General features: G+C 74.5%; 9 protein-coding genes. 6 read left to right on the plus strand and 3 right to left on the minus strand.

The features are described 5' to 3' along the window. Positions 1-109 precede the first annotated feature (109 nt). Positions 110-1,519 carry a pilus assembly protein TadG-related protein gene (locus IEX99_RS12150; protein WP_188900565.1) on the minus strand — a complete coding sequence of 470 codons (1,410 nt, stop codon included), beginning with the start codon at positions 1,517-1,519 and terminating at the stop codon, positions 110-112. Between the two features lie 779 nt (positions 1,520-2,298). Here IEX99_RS12150 and IEX99_RS12155 point away from each other — a divergent pair. The 3 genes from IEX99_RS12155 (at position 2,299) to IEX99_RS12165 (ending at position 5,927) form a co-directional block, all read left to right on the plus strand. Beyond that, entirely contained in the window at positions 2,299-4,089 is a 1,791-nt protein-coding gene (locus IEX99_RS12155; protein WP_188900567.1) for a gamma-glutamyltransferase family protein, read from the plus strand. Between the two features lie 8 nt (positions 4,090-4,097). Continuing rightward, entirely contained in the window at positions 4,098-4,451 is a 354-nt protein-coding gene (locus IEX99_RS12160) for a hypothetical protein (protein ID WP_188900569.1), read from the plus strand. A 633-nt stretch (positions 4,452-5,084) separates the two neighbouring features. Beyond that, positions 5,085-5,927: an amidohydrolase family protein gene (locus IEX99_RS12165; RefSeq protein ID WP_188900571.1), complete on the plus strand. Its 843-nt coding sequence runs from the start codon at positions 5,085-5,087 to the stop codon at positions 5,925-5,927. 661 nt (positions 5,928-6,588) lie between these two features. Here the strand turns inward: IEX99_RS12165 and IEX99_RS12170 are convergent. Continuing rightward, a complete protein-coding gene (locus IEX99_RS12170; protein WP_188900572.1) occupies positions 6,589-7,386 on the minus strand; it encodes an SDR family NAD(P)-dependent oxidoreductase in 798 nt (265 codons plus the stop codon). Then, positions 7,356-8,471: a hydantoinase/oxoprolinase N-terminal domain-containing protein gene (locus IEX99_RS12175; protein WP_308421489.1), complete on the minus strand. Its 1,116-nt coding sequence runs from the start codon at positions 8,469-8,471 to the stop codon at positions 7,356-7,358. Before IEX99_RS12175 ends, IEX99_RS12170 begins: the two co-directional genes overlap by 31 nt. A 9-nt stretch (positions 8,472-8,480) precedes the next feature. On the opposite strand from IEX99_RS12175, the gene IEX99_RS12180 reads away from it, so the two are divergent. From IEX99_RS12180 to glgB, 3 genes are read left to right on the plus strand one after another with little or no spacing between them, the layout of a single operon-like run. Next, a complete protein-coding gene (locus IEX99_RS12180) occupies positions 8,481-11,720 on the plus strand; it encodes an alpha-1,4-glucan--maltose-1-phosphate maltosyltransferase (RefSeq protein ID WP_229677979.1) in 3,240 nt (1,079 codons plus the stop codon). Continuing rightward, entirely contained in the window at positions 11,720-15,010 is a 3,291-nt protein-coding gene (treS, locus tag IEX99_RS12185; RefSeq protein WP_188900576.1) for a maltose alpha-D-glucosyltransferase, read from the plus strand. The genes IEX99_RS12180 and treS overlap by 1 nt, the downstream gene beginning before the upstream one ends. Positions 15,011-15,012: 2 nt before the next feature. Further along, positions 15,013-17,166 carry a 1,4-alpha-glucan branching protein GlgB gene (gene glgB, locus IEX99_RS12190; protein ID WP_188900774.1) on the plus strand — a complete coding sequence of 718 codons (2,154 nt, stop codon included), beginning with the start codon at positions 15,013-15,015 and terminating at the stop codon, positions 17,164-17,166. Position 17,167 lies beyond the last annotated feature (1 nt).

The raw sequence follows: 17,167 nt of genomic DNA on the forward strand, positions 1-17,167 counted from the left end.
CGATCCCGGTCTTGGCCAGGCGCTGGTGCGGCGGATCGAGGCGTCCCGGACGCCGCAGCCGGCTGCGGTCCCTGGCGGCCTGCGCCGGCCGTGGCCGGAGGCAAGCGCGCTAGCTCGCCTCGAGGAGCCGGACGACGCGCACCTTCTGGGGCTCGATGCCGATCCGCTCGCAGTCGCGGGCCATGTCGGTGTTGCCGGTGAAGGTGATGGTGTGGGCCACCAGGATCGTGCACATCAGGGCGTTGTTGCTGTTGCCGCTCATGGTGATCTGGCCGGTCGGCGCGTAGATGTTGCCGATCAGGTTGGTGCTGTTGCTGCCGTTGATCAGTGTGCGCGGCGGGCAGTTCGCGTTGCTGCCGCTGCACGGATTCACGTCGGGACCCCGGTAGATGAGGAGGTCCTCGTAGGCGCCGCTGCCGGGGGCGTTCAGCTGCATGGTCCCGCCATTCAGGGTGAGAACGCCGGGATTCCTGTTCCCGTCGCTGGTGAAGACGAGCGTCACGCCGGCGCCGCCGGGCACGCACTGCGAGCAGATGAGCGCCGCGTTGGACGAATTGATCGTCAGGTCGGTGCCGACGAAGTAGTAGGTTCCGGGCCTCAGGTCCACCACCTGCGACGCGGTGAGCTGGAGCGTGCTGTTCGGTCCCCCGCCGCTTCCGCAGATGTAGGTCTGGCCGGTGGTGCTGCCGAACCGGAACGGTTGGGTCGAGTTCTTGAAGTGGTTCTGGATCGCGTCGTTGATGGATTTCGCCGACTGGCCGGTCGAGCCGCCGGGGCACGAGGTGGGATAGGGGGCGCCCTGCACGCTTCTGCTGAGGGGGTCGGGCAGAGGCGGCTGGCCGCTCCCGACATAGCTGGCGGTGACGTTGGACTGGGTGCAGCCGTCGCAGGTGCCATGCGCGTAGAGCCCCGCCGTGTTGACGGTCGTGCCCATGCCCTGCACGCGGATGTTCGCGTTCGAGCCCATGACGCATCCCGGCGTCGCCGCGGTCGAACTGCCGGTGAAGGTCAGCGTGCCATGCAGGGAGAGGACGCAGGCCGGGCCGATGATCATGCTCGCCGCGACCGCGCGCGACCGCACGAGCACCTCGGAGTGCCCCGTGAACAGCCCGGCGATGAAGGTCGGCAGGCGTTGCCGCACGATCGCCTCGACGGCGTAGCTGTTGCCCGCGTTGGGACCGGACTTGGGCGGGATGTTGATCTCGACCTCGGTCGCCCCGCCGTAGGACGTGGCGCCGTGGACGAAGCCGTTGGCCTCCACGGTCTGTCGCGCCACCGTCCGCCCCTCGTTCTCGGCGGTGGCGCTGGGGTTGCTCAGGCCGCTCCAGTAGCGCGCGTTCGCGCCGGCGAGTGCCCCCATGTCCACGGCGCTGGTCTGGTTCCGCTTCGCGAAATACCAGTGTCCGCCCTCGACGCTGAGGGCCACCAGCCCGAACACGGTGACGGCGCTGGCGGCGAACACTGCCGCCGTCGCGCCCTTGCGGTCCCGCAGGGTGCTGCGCAGGCGCCTCAGCCTCATGCCGGCCTCCGTACGTTTCGGGAGACAATGGGAGCGAAGTGAGAACGACGACGAATCAAAAAGGGGCGATTGACGCAAAGGTCCCGGCCCGCTGTTCAACGCATGCGCGGCGGCGCCGCGGCACTCTCGCCGCTGCGGCATTCGATCTCACGTTTTGAGACGATATCGCGGCTGCCGCGCGCGATGGCCCGGGCGCCGCCCGACGCGGGATTTCGGCCGGATCTCATCCGGGCCCGTGGTGGCCGCTCCACCCTCGCGGCCCGGCGCGGTGGCGACGGCGCGCGACCGGAGCATGGCGCCGCATCGGGCGATCGCCGCCAGGGCCTGTGCGCGAGCGGGCCGCCGCCGCACGGGCCATGCCGCGTGCCGCGGCGTGTGGCGCGGCGCGGGGACCGCCGCGCCAGGCCGGGTCCCGCGTCCCGCGACGAGCGCGCCCGGTGCCCCATCCACCACACGCTGCCCGGCGCGACGGCGATCCCGCACCGCCAGGAGGTCAGCCGCGCCGCAGCGATGCATCCGCGCGCCGAGCGCAGGCGCCGCGGGACCGCGCGGGCGGCGCATCCTCCTCGCCTCGGCGCCAAGTCCGCGCCCGGAGCGCCGCCGGCGCGCACGGCGCTGCGGCCTGCGGCACGCGGTGCCGCGGCCCCGTGCCCTCGCCGTCCGTCCGACGACGTGCCGGCACCGATGTGCCGCGGGGCCCGACCCGATTGACGGCCTCGCGCCGGTGCGCATAGCCAGTCCGCGCTTCCCCAGGCTCCGCCCCGGAGGACCGCGCCCCGATGTTCACCACCCGTCCCGAGATCGCCGGCACCTTCGGCGCCGTCGCCTCCACGCACTGGATCGCGAGCCAGGTCGGCATGGCCGTGCTCGAGCGTGGCGGCAACGCCTTCGACGCCGCCGCCGCCGCGGGCTTCACCCTGCAGATCGTCGAGCCGCACCTGAACGGCCCCGGCGGCGACTGCCCGATCCTCCTGCACAGCGCGCGGCTCGGCGCGCAGCAGGTGATCTGCGGCCAGGGGCCGGCGCCGCGCGCGATGACGGTGGCGAAGCTCAAGGGCGAGCTCGGCCTCGACCTCGTCCCCGGCACCGGGTTCCTCTGCGCGCCCGTCCCCGGCGCCTTCGACGCCTGGATGCTGATGCTGCGCGAGCACGGCACCTGGCGCGTGCGCGACGTGCTGGAATACGCGATCGGCTACGCGCGGAACGGCGCCCACATGGTGCCGCGCGTGCGCGCCACGATCGAGACGGTGCGCCCGCTGTTCGAGAGCGCCTGGCCGACCTCCGCGGCGCTGTGGCTGCGGAACGGCGGGCCCGAGCCGGGCGGCCTCTACGCCAACCCCGTCCTCGCCGACACCTATGAGCGCATCGTGCGCGAGGCCGAGGCTGCCGGCGCCGACCGCGAGCGCCAGATCGAGGCGGCGCGCGACGCCTTCTACCGCGGCTTCGTCGCCGAAGCCATTGACCGCTTCGCCCGCGGCTTCGAGGCGCTCGACACCTCCGGCCGCCGCCACCGCGGCCTGATCACCGCCGACGACCTCGCCGGCTGGCGGGCCACGATCGAGCCGCCGCTCGCCTTCGACTACCGCGGCCACACCGTCCTCAAGTGCGGCCCCTGGAGCCAGGGGCCGGCGCTGCTGCAGACGCTGGCGCTGCTCGACGGCTTCGACCTCGGCGCCATGGACCCGCTCGGCGCCGAGTTCATCCACACCGTGGTCGAGGCGCAGAAGCTCGCCTTCGCCGACCGCGAGGCCTGGTACGGCGACCCGGCCTTCACCGACGTGCCGATGGCGACGCTGCTCTCCCCCGCCTACAACGCCGAGCGGCGCACGCTGATCGGCGAGCGCGCGAGCCTCGAATTCCGCCCCGGCAGCCCGGACGGCCGCGCCCCGCGCGCCCCCGACTACGCCGCCGCGGTGCGCCGCGCCGAGGAGATGGCCGCCGCCGCCGGCAGCGGGGAGCCGACCGTCGCCCGCCTCGGCGCCTCGGGCGGCGACACCTGCCACGTGGACGTGATCGACCGCTGGGGGAACATGGTCAGCGCCACGCCCTCGGCGGGCTGGCTGCAGTCCTCGCCGGCGATCCCGGAGCTCGGCTTCTGCCTCGGCACGCGCTGCCAGATGTTCTGGCTCGACGAGTCGCTCCCCAACGGCCTGCAGCCGGGCAAGCGCCCGCGCACCACCCTCTCGCCCTCGCTGGTGCTGCGCGACGGCAGGCCGTGGATGAGCTACGGCACGCCGGGCGGCGAGCAGCAGGACCAGTGGCAGGCCACGATGCTGCTGCGGATGCTGCACCACGGCCTCGGCATCCAGCAGGCGATCGACATGCCGAGCTTCCACTGCGAGCACTGGATCAGCAGCTTCTGGCCGCGCGGCGCCAGGCCCGGCAAGGTCGTGATCGAGGGCCGCTACGCGCCGGAGGTGCTGGCCGAGCTCCAGGCGCGCGGCCACCGCGCCGAGATGGGCGGGGAGTGGTCCGAGGGCCGCCTCACCGGCGCGCGGCGCGAGCCGGACGGGCAGATCCTCGCCGGGGCCAATCCGCGCGGCATGCAGGGCTACGCGGTGGGGCGCTGAGGCGGACGATGCCGCGCGGCCGCCGCGCGGCGCTCCGCGCCCTCGCGCTGCTCGCCGCCGTGCCGCTCGCCGCCTGCGCGCGCCACGCGCCGCCGCCGACCGCGGAGGTGGTGCGCCGCAACCCCTGGCTGGCGCGCCATTTCGACGAGCTGACGCCGCCGCAGCAGGCGCGCGTGGCGCAGCGGATGCGGCGCGCCCGCCCCCCGCTCGCGACGACGCGCGAGGACGCGCGGTTGCGCTGGGACGCGATGGGCCTCGAGGAGCGGCGCGCGCTCCTCGTCCCCGCGGGGGCGGGCCGTTCGTCCCGCACCGCGGCCGCGCCGCGTCGTCCCGCCGAGGTCGCGGGCGGCGAAGGGCGCTGACCCGCGCGGCACGCGGTCCGTCCCTTGCGAGATCCGCGCGGCTGCGGCGCGACCTGGCGCCACCCCTCGGGCGGGCGGCTGGCCGAGGCGGCGGGCGACCGCGCCTCCCGACGCGGATCCGCCGCTTCGCCGCGCCGGAGCCCGTCCCGCACCGCGCCGCCTCCGCCGTCTCCGCTGCCGCATCGCGCAGGTTTCGGCCCCAGGAGGCGCGGCTCCGGCCTGCGCGGAGGCGGACTGTCGGGGACGCGGCCGTCCGGACCGCGGCGATCGGGCCGCCGGGAGCGCGGCGAAGCCCCGTTGCCGCATGCGGCGCGTCAGCACGCCGCGACGCCGGAAGACGCGGCCCGGCGGACGCATCCGCGCATCGGCCTGACGCGCCGCACGCCGTTCCCCCCGCCCGATGGACCACTTCCGGGACGCGGACGCGGCCCGCGACCGTGGCGCCGGGATCGCCGGCTCGCCAGGCCGGGCGACGGCATGCGCGATGCGCGCGCGACGGCGCCGGCCCGGTCCTTGAACGGTGCCGCGCCGGAGCGTAGCGTCCCCGACCGCCGCTCGTCCGGCGCGCCCGGGCACCGGGCGGGAGGTCCTCGTCCCGAAGGGCATCGGATGGCGGGCGGGAAGGGGAACGTCATGCCGACGATCGATGCCCAGGTGCATGCCTACGAGCGCGACCATCCGGGGCGCCCCTGGGCGGCCGTGCTGCACGGCCCGCCGGAGGTCACGGGCGACGACATGGTGGCCGCGATGGATGCGGTCGGCGTGGATGGCGCGATCCTCGTCTCGCCCTTCACCATGTACCGCTACGACGCGAGCTACGCGATCGAGGTGCGCGCGAAGCATCCTGGCCGCTTCGCGCTGGTCAAGCCGGTGGACCCGAGCGACCCCGCGGTGGGCGACACCATCGCCGACTGGGCGTCCACGCCTGGGGCGGTCGGCATCCGGATCATGATGCGCGGCGACGTCCCGGCCGACCCGGCCGACCCGGGCATCAACCGCGTGCTGGCCGCCGCTGCGCGGCATTCCCTGCCGGTGAACCTGCTCGCCTATGGGCGGCTGGCGCAGGTCGCGGCGCTCGCGACGCGGAACCCCGACACGCGGCTGGTGATCGACCACCTCGGCCTGCCGCAGCCCTTTGAGCCGCCGCCGCCGGCGCAGCCATGGGCCGACCTGCCGAAGCTGCTCGCCCTCGCGAGGCACGACAACGTCGTGGTGAAGGTCACCGGGGCCTGCACGCTGTCGCACGAGCCCTTCCCCTACCGGGACATCTGGGACCCGCTCGGCCGTATCTTCGACGCCTTCGGCCTCGACCGCTGCATGTGGGGAACCGACTGGACCCGCGCGGTCGCCCTGCTGTCGTACAGGGAGGGGGTGGAGGCCTTCCGCGTCAGCGATCGGCTGTCGGACGGCGACCGCGCGACGCTGATGGGCGGCACCGCGCAGCGGGTCTACGGCTGGGCGCCGTCGAGGGGATGATCGTCTTGCGCCGCGGCGGGGCAGCCGCCGCCCGCGTCGCCTGGCGCGAGCGGCGTCTCCGCCTCGATCCCGAACGCCCGGTCTTCGACAACGGTTGAGCGCCGAGGGCGATCAGCGGGCGAACATGGCCCGCCGCACGGGGCGCGGGCCGCGCGGCGAGCGCGCCGCCGCCGTGCCGCACGGGCACCGGGAGACCTCGGCCCCGCCGGCAGGCCCCAGGGCCGATGGCATCGTCGCCCCCGTCGTGCGTGCGCGACGGCGCGATCAGCGGCCTGGGCTGCCGCGTCCATGCCGGGCAGTTCCTGGCGCCCCGCCCGCGCCCCGGCGACACCGTGGTGCCCGACGACCCCGGCAACCGGGAGATCGGGGGCGTGCGCGCGGCCGTCGGGGCGCGCCTGCTCTTGCTGCCGCCCGACCGCCCGGACCCGAACCCGATCGGGCCGGTCTTCGCCGAGCTGGCGGCCCTGCTCGGCACCCCCACCCGCCGCACCGGGCCTCGCGCGTCGCTCGTCGGGCAGGGGCGCGCTTCCGGCCGTTTCCGGCCGCCTGCGATCTGCCCTGAAGCCGTTTTCGCTCGGCTGTGCTCGCGGCAACGGCTCCCGCGCGTCGTTGGCCGAGCCGATCCACGCTCCCGGCCGTTTCCAGCCGTCCGCGATCGGCTCTAACGCCCGAGGCCCTGCGACACGCCGACCGCCGGCGCCGCCGTCCGCCCCCCGTCCACGACGTACTGCGCCCCGGTGATGTCGCTCGCGAGATCGGAGCACAGGAACAGCACGACGTTCGCCACCTCCTCCGGCGTTCCGTAGCGGCGCAGCGGGATCGAGGCCGTGTAGCGCTCCTCCACGCTCTCCGGGTTGTTCGGCGAGACCTGCCGAGCGATGTCCTGCACCATGCGCGTTGCGATCGGTCCCGGGCAGACCGCGTTCACGCGGATGCCGAGGGGTCCGACCTCGCCCGCCGCCACCTTCGTCAGCCCGATCACGGCGTGCTTGGACGCGACGTAGGCCGGCATCCCCGCCGTCCCGACCAGCCCGGCGATCGAGGCCGTGTTCACCACCGCGCCCCGCCCCTGGCGGATCATCGCCGGCAGCACGTGGCGCAGGCCGAGGAACACGCCCTTGACGTTGACGCCCATCACCGCGTCGAAGGTGGCCTCGTCGTACTCCGCCGTCGGCGCCACGCGCCCCTCGATGCCGGCGTTGTTGTGGAAGCAGTCGATCGCGCCGAAGGCGTCGAGCGCCGCCTGCACATAGGCCTGCACGTCGGCCGAGCGGGTCACGTCCGCGGCGCGGAAGATCGCCGACCCTTTGCCGATCTCGGCCGCGACCGCGGCGCCGGCCTCGGCGTCGCGGTCCACGACGACGACCTTCGCCCCGCGCCGGGCGAAGCCGAGCGCGACGGCGCGCCCGATCCCGTTGGCGCCGCCCGTCACCACCGCCACCTTGCCGCTGAAGTCCATGTCGCGTCCCTCCCGCCTTTCCGAAAGCGATTCCCGCACGGCCCAGGTTGCGCCATCGCCGGTTCCTCGTCCAATCGGTCACGTCGCCCGGTGCGCGGTCGCGAGCTGCGGCCGCGGGGTCGCGCCGCGCCGGGATGGCGGCCCGTCGAGCGGACGCCCCGCCGTCCGTCGGCGCGCACCAGTTCCGCCGCGCCGAGGCGCCGGTCGCGCGGGATCAGCGTCGGGACGGGATCGGGTGCGAGCCCGTGGCTGTCGCGGCGGACGTGGCGGTTGATCTCCGGCACCTCCTTGAAGCCCGCCGTGTCCAGCAGCACGTCGCGGGCGAGCCGGTGCTCCCGCACGACGTTGGTGGCGATGGCGGCGCCGTGCGGCAGCAGGCCGCCCTCCGCGCGCGCGAAGCCAAAGCGCTCCGCCGCCTCGCGCAGGCCGGACATGAGACCGGCCGAGGGATCGTCGGGCGTCGTCGGGGGCCTCCATGCGCGCACGACGCCGGAGCGTGCACCGAGGATCTGGAGGTCGGTGGAGGTGCCGCCGACATCGGCGGCGATCCGCCAGGTCACGTCCGCATCCCTCGCTCCGCGGTCTCGGCCGCGCCCGGGGCGGCGGGCCGGGCCGCCGTGCCGGGCGCCTCCCTCGGCGCCTGCGTGGCGTCGCGGGCGTCGGTCGTGGGCGAGCCGTGCCCCATGGCGCGGCTGCGGCATGTCCCTGCGCCGTGGCGGACGCGCGGACAGCCTCATGCGGCGGGGTCGGTTCCGCAAGCGCATCGGATCTCGGGATCGCGCCGCGCGCATGGTCGCGGTGCCGGACGATGCCGCGCGGAGCGGTCGAGGCGCGCGGTCTCGCCCGCTCGCGGCCTTCCTGGCGGGGCACGGGGTTCGCCTGCCGCGCTCTCGTTTTGGTGAACGCGGCGGTCGTCCACCATGGACGGTGCATGGCGTTGCTCGGCATATTGACCGTAAGTAGGCGGGAACTATTGCAGCGTGCGACGATCGAATGCGGCGGGCGCGGCCGACACGGCATCGGGGACGGCGACGGCGAGGGCGAGAGCGCCCGGCGATGCACCATTCCGCCTCTATGCGCTGCATCCGCTGCTGGTGGGTCCGCTGCCGGCCTGGGATGCGGCGCTGGAGCGCGTAGCCGCGCTCGGCTTCTCCGCCGTTCTCGTGGCGCCGCCCTTCGCTCCGGGGCGAAGCGGCAACCTGTTCCACGCTGCGGACCACGATCGCCCCCATCCGGTGCTCGTGTCCGGCGATGCCGGCGCGGGGGACGCGGACGCGCTGCTCGCGTCGCTCGCCTCCGCGGCGCGTGCGCGCGGCCTCGACCTGTTCCTCGATCTGGTGCTCGACCGCGTGGCGGCCGACGGACGCCTCGCGGCGGAGCGCCCCGGCTGGTTCGACTCGCCGGCCGGCGGGGGGCTGCCCGATCCGCGCCGCGTCTCGCTCGAGCAGGGCGTGCTGCGTCCGCGCCTCGAGGATCCGGCGGTCGAGGCGGCCTACGGCGCGTGGTGGGAGGACCGCCTGCGCCGCTGGGCCGCGGCGGGCGTGGCCGGCTTCCGCTGCGACGCGCCGCACCGCGTGCCGGCCGCGCTCTGGCGCAGGCTGACCGCCGCGCTGCCCGGCGCGCGCTTCATCGCCTGGACGCCGAGCGTCCCGGCGCCCGAGGCCGCCGCGCTCGCGGATGCGGGCTTCGCGGCGACCTGCGATTCGCTCGCCTGGTGGGACTTCCGCGCCGCCTGGCTGGCCGAGGAGGCGGCGCGGCTGGCGATGGTGGCGCCCGCGCTGTCGGTGCCGGAGGCGCCCTTCGGCCCCCGCGTCGCCGCCTGCCACGAGGAGGCCGGCGCGGCGGAGCGCGCGGCGCGTCGGCAACTTCGCGCGGCGGCGGCGCTGGGGTCCGGCGCCGGCTGGATCGTGCCGATGGGCATGGAGTACGGCGCGCGGCGCCCGCTCGATCCCGCGCGCGACCGTCCCGGCGACTGGGACTGGCTGCGCCGGAACGCCGCCTTCGACCTCGGCGAGGAACTACGCGCCTGCAATGCCCGGCTCGCGGCCGCGCCCGCGCTGGCGGGACGGTCCGGCGAGCTGCGGATGCTGAGCGGGGCGGAGGCGCCGGTCGTGGCGCTGCTGCGCGCCGCCGGGCCGGATGCGAGGCTGGCCGGGGCCGCCACGCTGCTGCTCGCGAACCCGGACCTGCACGCCGGCGCGACCGCGGTCCTCGCCACCCTGCTGCCCGGCGCGGGCGGCGCCTTCGGCCCGTTCCGCGCCGACTGGCCGCGCGGGGAGGCGGCGCTCGGCCCCGACGCCGAGATCGTGCTTGCGCCCGGCGAGGCGAAGATCCTCCTCGCCCCGCGGAGCGCGCCGATCCGGCCCGCGGCGGCCGTCCCGGCGGCTGCCGCCGCGGCGCGCGCCCTGCCGCGCCTCGCGATCGAGGCGGTGAGCCCGGCCGTGGACGACGGCCGCTTCGCGGTGAAGCGCACGGTGGGCGAGGTGGTCGAGGTCGAGGCCGACCTGGTCTGCGACGGCCACGACAGGCTTGCCGCCGCGCTGCTCTGGCGCCCCGGCGACGAGGCGGAGTGGCGCGAGGTGCGGATGCGCCCGCTCGGCAACGACCGCTGGGGCGCGCGCTTCCCGCTGGAGCGGGTGGGCCGCCACCTGTTCTGCGTCGAGGCGTGGCGCGACGTCTTCGCCTCCTTCCGCGACGAGCTGGAGAAGAAGCACGCCGCCGGCCTGAACATCGCGCTGGAGCTGGAGGAGGGCCGCCTCCTCATCGCGCGCGCCGCCGAGCGGGCGGGCGGCGAGCTGGCGCAGCTCGCCGCCCGCCTGCGGGCGGCACCGGAGCCGGAGCGCCTGACGCTGCTGCTCTCCGAGGACACCGCCGCGCTGATGCGCGCGGCCGACGAGCGCCCCTTCCGCAGCCGCAGCGCCGAGTATCCGGTCGAGGCCGACCGCACCCAGGCGCGCTTCGCCTCCTGGTACGAGCTGTTCCCGCGCAGCCAGTCCGGCGACCCGAAGCGCCACGGCACCTTCGACGACGTGATCCGCCAGCTGCCGCGGATCCGGGCGATGGGCTTCGACGTGCTCTACTTCCCGCCCATCCACCCGATCGGCCGCGTGAACCGCAAGGGCCGCAACAACAGCCTCGTCGCCGAGCCGGGCGATCCGGGCAGCCCCTACGCCATCGGCTCCGAGGAGGGCGGGCACGACGCGATCCACCCCGAGCTCGGCACGCTGCAGGACTTCCGCCGCCTGCGCGACGCCGCGCACGCGCACGGGATGGAGCTCGCGCTCGACTTCGCGATCCAGGCCGCCCCCGACCATCCCTGGCTGCGCCGGCACAGGGAGTGGTTCGCGTGGCGCCCGGACGGCAGCCTGCGCTACGCCGAGAACCCGCCCAAGAAGTACGAGGACATCGTCAATGTCGAGTTCTACGGGGACGGCGCCGTCCCCTCGCTGTGGGTGGCGCTGCGCGATGTGGTGCGCTTCTGGGTGGAGCAGGGCGTGAGGACGTTCCGGGTGGACAACCCGCACACCAAGCCGCTGCCCTTCTGGGAGTGGCTGATCGCCGACATCCGCGCCGAGCACCCGGACTGCATCTTCCTCTCGGAGGCCTTCACCCGGCCGAAGATGATGTACCGCCTGGCCAAGATCGGCTTCTCGCAGTCCTACACCTACTTCACCTGGCGCAACCACAAGCGGGAGATCGAGGACTATCTGACGGAGCTGACGGAGACGGCGCCGAAGGACTTCTTCCGCCCGAACTTCTTCGTCAACACGCCCGACATCAATCCCTACTTCCTGCAGACCTCGGGCCGGCCGGGCTTCCTGATCCGCGCCGCGCTCGCGACCACACTGTCGGGGCTCTGGGGCATGTACAACGGGTTCGAGCTGTGCGAGGGGCGCGCGATCCCCGGCAAGGAGGAGTACCTCGACAGCGAGAAGTACGAGATCCGCGCCTGGGATTGGGACCGCCCCGGCAACATCGCGACCGAGATCGCGCGGCTGAACGCGATCCGCAGGGCGAACCCGGCGCTGCAGACGCATCTCGGCCTCGCCTTCCACAACGCCTTCAACGACAGCGTGCTGTGGTACCGCAAGGCGACGCCGGACCGCTCGAACGTCGTGCTCGTCGCGGTCAGCCTCGACCCGCATGCCGTGCAGGAGGCGGCGGTCGAGTTGCCGCTGTGGGAATGGGGCCTGCCGGACCACGCCGCGCTGGCGGCCGAGGACCTGATGCGGGGCCATCGCTTCACCTGGCGCGGCAAGGTGCAGCGCCTGCGGCTCGACCCGCACGAGCTGCCCTTCGGGATCTGGCGGGTGCGCCCCGCGGAGGGGGGCTGATGGCGCGGCAGGGCGGCGGACGGCGCCGGGAGCTCGACCCGCAATGGTACCGCGACGCGGTGATCTACCAGCTCCACGTCAAGAGCTTCTTCGATTCGAACGGCGACGGCGTCGGCGACTTCGCGGGCCTGATCCAGAAGCTCGACTACATCGCCGACCTCGGCGCGGACACGGTCTGGCTGCTGCCCTTCTACCCGAGCCCGCGCCGCGACGACGGCTACGACATCTCGGACTACCGCGGCGTGCATCCCGACTACGGCACCCTCGCCGACGCGCGCCGCTTCGTGCGCGAGGCGCACGCGCGGGGCCTCAAGGTGGTCACCGAGCTGGTGATCAACCACACCTCGGACCAGCATCCCTGGTTCCAGCGGGCGCGGGCGGCGCCGCCGGATTCGCCGGCGCGCAGCTACTACGTCTGGTCCGACGACGACCACAAGTATCCCGAGACGCGCATCATCTTCCTGGACACCGAGAAGTCGAACTGGACCTGGGACCCGGTGGCCGGGGCCTACTACTGGCACCGCTTCTACAGCCACCAGCCGGACCTCAACTACGACAACCCGCGCGTGCTGCGGGAGGTGCTGGCGGTCATGCGCTTCTGGCTCGACATGGGCATCGACGGGCTGCGGCTGGACGCGGTGCCCTACCTGGTGGAGCGCGAGGGCACGAGCAACGAGAACCTCCCCGAGACGCACGCGGTCCTGAAGCGCATCCGCGCCGAGGTCGACACCCGCTACCGCGACCGCATGCTGCTCGCCGAGGCCAACCAGTGGCCGGAGGACACGCAGCAGTACTTCGGCAACGGCGACGAATGCCACATGGCGTTCCACTTCCCGCTGATGCCGCGGATGTACATGGCGATCGCCCAGGAGGACCGGTTCCCGATCACCGACATCCTGCGCCAGACGCCGGAGATCCCCGCGGGCTGCCAGTGGGCGATCTTCCTGCGCAACCACGACGAGCTGACGCTCGAGATGGTCACCGACCGCGAGCGCGACTACCTGTGGGCGACCTACGCCGCCGACAGGCGCGCCCGCCTCAACCTCGGCATCCGGCGCCGCCTCGCGCCGCTGCTCGAGCGCGACCGGCGGCGGATCGAGCTGATGAACGGGCTGCTGCTGTCGCTGCCGGGGACGCCGGTGATCTACTACGGCGACGAGATCGGCATGGGCGACAACATCTTCCTCGGCGACCGCGACGGGGTGCGCACGCCGATGCAGTGGTCGCCGGACCGCAACGGCGGCTTCTCGCGCGCCGACCCGGCGCAGCTCGTGCTGCCGGCGATCCAGGACCCGCTGTACGGCTACCAGGCGGTGAACGTCGAGGCGCAGGCGCGCGACCCGCACAGCCTGCTCAACTGGATGCGGCGCATGCTGGCGCTGCGCAAGCGCAGCCGCGCCTTCGGCCGCGGCGCGATGCGACTGCTCTACCCCGGCAACCGCAAGGTGCTGGCCTATGTGCGCGAGTGCGCGAAGGGGGACTGCGAGGACGAGGATACGGTCCTCTGCGTCTTCAACCTCTCCCGCGCGGTGCAGGCGGTCGAGCTCGACCTCGCCGGATTCGCCGGGCGGGTGCCGGTGGAGATGCTCGGCGGCACCGCCCTCCCGCCGATCGGCCAGCTCCCCTACGTGCTGACGCTGCCGCCCTACAGCTTCTACTGGTTCCTGCTGGCCACCGAGCAGGCGTTGCCCCCCTGGCACACGCGGCAGCCGGAGCCGCTGCCGGAACTGCGCACGCTGGTCCTGCCCGCCGGGACGAAAGAGCTGCTGCCGGAGGGCGTGCGCCGCGAACTGGAGCGCGAGGTGCTGCCCGCCTACCTCCCCAAGCGGCGCTGGTTCGCCGCGAAGGACGAGAAGCTGCGCGTCGTGCGGCTGGCGGCGACCGCGACGCTGCCCGGCACCGGCAGGCGCCTGGCGCTGGCCGAGGCGGAAGCCACGCTCCCCGACCGGGTCGAGCGCTACTGCCTGCCGCTCGCCGATGTCGAGGAGGACACGTCGAGCCTGCTCGTGACGCAGCTCGCCCTCTCGCGCCTGCGCCAGGGGCGGCGCGTCGCCTACCTGACCGACGCCTTCGCCTCCGACCTGCTGCCGACCGCCGTGGTGGCGCTGCTCCGCGCACGCGCGCGGGTGCCGACGGACGAGGGCGAGGTGCATTTCCGCGCCACCTCGCGCCTGGCCGAGCTGGCGGTGCCGGAGGGCGCAGAGATCCGCCGCCTCTCGGCCGAGCAGTCCAACTCCTCCGTCATCCTCGGCGACGTCGCGGTGCTCAAGGTGTTGCGCCGCATCGTCGCCGGCATCCACCCGGAGGCGGAGATGACGCGGCACCTGACCGAGGCCGGCTTCGCCAACATCGCGTCGCAGCTCGGCGAGGTGGTGCGCGTCGCGCCGGACGGCACCCCGCACACGCTGATGCTGCTGCAGGGCTTCGTGCGCAACCAGGGCGACGGCTGGGGCTGGACGCTCGACTGGCTGGCGCGGTCGGTGGACGAGGCGGCGCTGACCGACACGCTGCCCGAGGACTCCTTCGCCGGCTACCTCACCTTCGCCGCCTCGCTCGGCCGCCGGCTCGGCGAGCTCCACGCCACCCTCGCCATGCCGAGCCCGGACCCGGCCTTCGCGCCCGAGACGGCGGGGGAGGGAGACGGCGAGCGGTGGGCGGCGGGCGTGATCGCCCAGCTCGGCCCGGCGCTCGAGCTGCTGGCGCAGCCGCGCGACTGGCCCGATCCGCAGACCGCGGAACTCGTCGGCGCGCTGGTGCGGCGCCGCGGCGCGCTGGAGCGGGCGGTGCGCAGGCTCGCGCAGGCGGCGCCGGGCGCGCTGAAGACGCGCGTTCACGGCGACTTCCACCTTGGCCAGGTCCTCGTCGCCCAGGGCGACGCCGTGATCGTGGACTTCGAGGGCGAGCCCGCGCGTCGGCTGGAGGAGCGCCGCGCCAAGACCAGCCCGCTGCGCGACCTCGCCGGCCTGCTCCGCAGCCTCGACTACGCGGCCGCGGTCGCGACCGCGACCGAGGCGAGCGGGACCGCCACCGCCGCGCCGACCGAGCGCCGCGCCGCCCTGCTCGAGCGCTGGCGCGCCGAGGCGTCCGACGCCTTCCTCTCCGCCTACCGGGCCGTCGCGCAGGAGGCGCCGCACCCCTGGGTGCCGGCGGAAGGGGCGGACCGGCTGCTCGACCTGTTCCTGGTCGAGAAGGCGGCGTACGAGGTCCGCTACGAGGCGGCGAACCGTCCGTCCTGGCTCCCCGTCCCTGCGCGCGGCCTGGCCGCGCTCGCCTACCGGATCCTGGGGTGACGATGGACCCGGACGCGATCGAGGCGATCGTCGCCGGCCGGCACGGCGACCCCTTCGCGGTCCTCGGCCCGCACGGGGGCGAGGTGCGCAGCTTCCAGCCAGGCGCTCTCGGGGTGGAGGTCGTGCGCGGCGGACACGCCGCGCCGGTGCCGCTGCCGCGGGTGCATCCGGCCGGCCTCTTCGCCGGGCCGGCCGGCGCAGGTCCCTACCGCCTGCGCATCCGCTGGCCGGGCGGCGTGCAGGAGACGGAAGACCCCTATGCCTTCGGCCTGCTGCTCGGCGCGCTCGACATGCATCTCTTCGCGGAGGGCCGGCATCGCGAGCTCGGCCGCGTGTTCGGCGCGCGGGCGATGCGCGTGGACGGCGTGCCCGGCGTGCGCTTCGCGGTCTGGGCGCCGAACGCGCTGCGCGTCTCCGTCGTCGGCCCGTTCAACGCCTGGGACGGGCGGCGCCACCCGATGCGCCGGCGCCAGGAAGCCGGCGTGTGGGAGCTGTTCATCCCGCGCCTCGCGCCGGGAGCGCTCTACCAGTACGAGCTGCTGGACGCGCAGGGGCGCCTGCTGCCGCTGAAGACCGATCCCGTCGCGCGCGCCACCGAGGCGCCGCCCGGCACCGCGAGCCGCGTCGCCGACCCGGCGCCCTTCGCCTGGACCGACGCGGAGTGGATGGCCGGGCGCGGCGCGCGCAACGCCGCGGACGCGCCGATCAGCATCTACGAGGTGCACAGCGCCTCCTGGTGGCGGCAGGAGGACGGCGCGGCGCCGGACTGGGACAGGCTCGCGGACCGGCTGATCCCCTACGTCGCCGGAATGGGCTTCACGCATGTCGAGCTGCTCCCCGTGACCGAGCACCCGTTCGGCGGCTCCTGGGGCTACCAGCCGCTCGGCCTGTTCGCGCCGACCGCGCGCCACGGCCCGCCGGAGGGCTTCGCCCGCTTCGTGGACCGCTGCCACGCGGCGGGCATCGGCGTGATCCTCGACTGGGTGCCGGCGCACTTCCCGACCGACCCGCACGGCCTCGGCCGCTTCGACGGCACGCCGCTCTACGAGCACGCCGACCCGCGCGAGGGCTTCCACCGCGACTGGAATACGCTGATCTACAATTTCGGCCGGCACGAGGTGCGCGGCTTCCTGATCGCGAGCGCGCTGCACTGGCTCGAGGACTACCATGCCGACGGGCTGCGCGTGGACGCGGTGGCCTCGATGCTCTACCGCGACTACTCGCGGGCGCCGGGCGAATGGGTGCCGAACCGCTACGGCGGGCGCGAGAACCTCGAGGCCGTAGACTTCCTGCGCGAGCTGAACGGCGTCGTCGCCGAGCGCTGCCCGGGCGCCATCATGGTCGCCGAGGAATCCACCGCCTGGCCCGGCGTGAGCCGCCCCGCCGCCGGGGGCGGGCTCGGCTTCCACTACAAATGGAACATGGGCTGGATGCACGACACGCTCCGCTACATGTCCTTCGACCCCGTGCACCGCCCCTGGCACCACGACCACGTCACCTTCGGCCTGGTCTACGCCTGGTCGGAGCGTTTCGTCCTGCCCCTCAGCCACGACGAGGTCGTGCACGGCAAGGGCAGCCTGCTCGGCAAGATGCCGGGCGACCCGTGGCGCCGGTTCGCCAACCTGCGCGCCTACCTCGCCTTCATGTGGACCCACCCGGGCAAGAAGCTGCTGTTCATGGGCGGCGAGATCGCCCAGCCCACGGAGTGGAACCACGACGCCCAGCTCCCCTGGAACCTGCTGGACGACCCGCGCCACCGCGGCGTGCAGACGCTGGTGCGCGACCTGAACGCGCTGCTGCGCGCCGAACCGGCGCTGCACCGCCGCGACGACTCGCCCGAGGGCTTCCGCTGGGTGATCGGCGACGATCGCGCGCAGAGCGTTTTCGCCTGGCTGCGCCTCGGCGCGGAGGGGGACCGGCCCGCGCTCGTCGTGTGCAACTTCACGCCGGTGCCGCGCCACGGCTACCGCGTCGGCGTCCCGCGCGGCGGAGGCTGGAGGGAGGCGCTGAACACCGACGCCGCGGCCTACGGCGGCACGAACGTGGGCAACGCCGGGCACGTGGGTGCCGAGGCGGTCCCCATGCACGGCTTCGCGCACTCGCTGCCGCTGACCCTGCCGCCGCTCGCGGCCGTGGTCCTCCTGCCGGAGGGCTAGC

Source organism: Caldovatus sediminis (assembly GCF_014644455.1).
GTDB lineage: Bacteria > Pseudomonadota > Alphaproteobacteria > Acetobacterales > Acetobacteraceae > Caldovatus > Caldovatus sediminis.

What these genes read in the sequence shown, in the direction of transcription:
- IEX99_RS12150 (WP_188900565.1), bottom strand. Translation starts at nt 1,519, where the DNA reads ATGAGGCTGAGGCGCCTGCGCAGCACCCTGCGGGACCGCAAGGGCGCG.
- IEX99_RS12155 (WP_188900567.1), top strand. Translation starts at nt 2,299, where the DNA reads ATGTTCACCACCCGTCCCGAGATCGCCGGCACCTTCGGCGCCGTCGCC.
- IEX99_RS12160 (WP_188900569.1), top strand. Translation starts at nt 4,098, where the DNA reads ATGCCGCGCGGCCGCCGCGCGGCGCTCCGCGCCCTCGCGCTGCTCGCC.
- IEX99_RS12165 (WP_188900571.1), top strand. Translation starts at nt 5,085, where the DNA reads ATGCCGACGATCGATGCCCAGGTGCATGCCTACGAGCGCGACCATCCG.
- IEX99_RS12170 (WP_188900572.1), bottom strand. Translation starts at nt 7,386, where the DNA reads ATGGACTTCAGCGGCAAGGTGGCGGTGGTGACGGGCGGCGCCAACGGG.
- IEX99_RS12175 (WP_308421489.1), bottom strand. Translation starts at nt 8,471, where the DNA reads ATGCAGCGCATAGAGGCGGAATGGTGCATCGCCGGGCGCTCTCGCCCT.
- treS (WP_188900576.1), top strand. Translation starts at nt 11,720, where the DNA reads ATGGCGCGGCAGGGCGGCGGACGGCGCCGGGAGCTCGACCCGCAATGG.
- glgB (WP_188900774.1), top strand. Translation starts at nt 15,013, where the DNA reads ATGGACCCGGACGCGATCGAGGCGATCGTCGCCGGCCGGCACGGCGAC.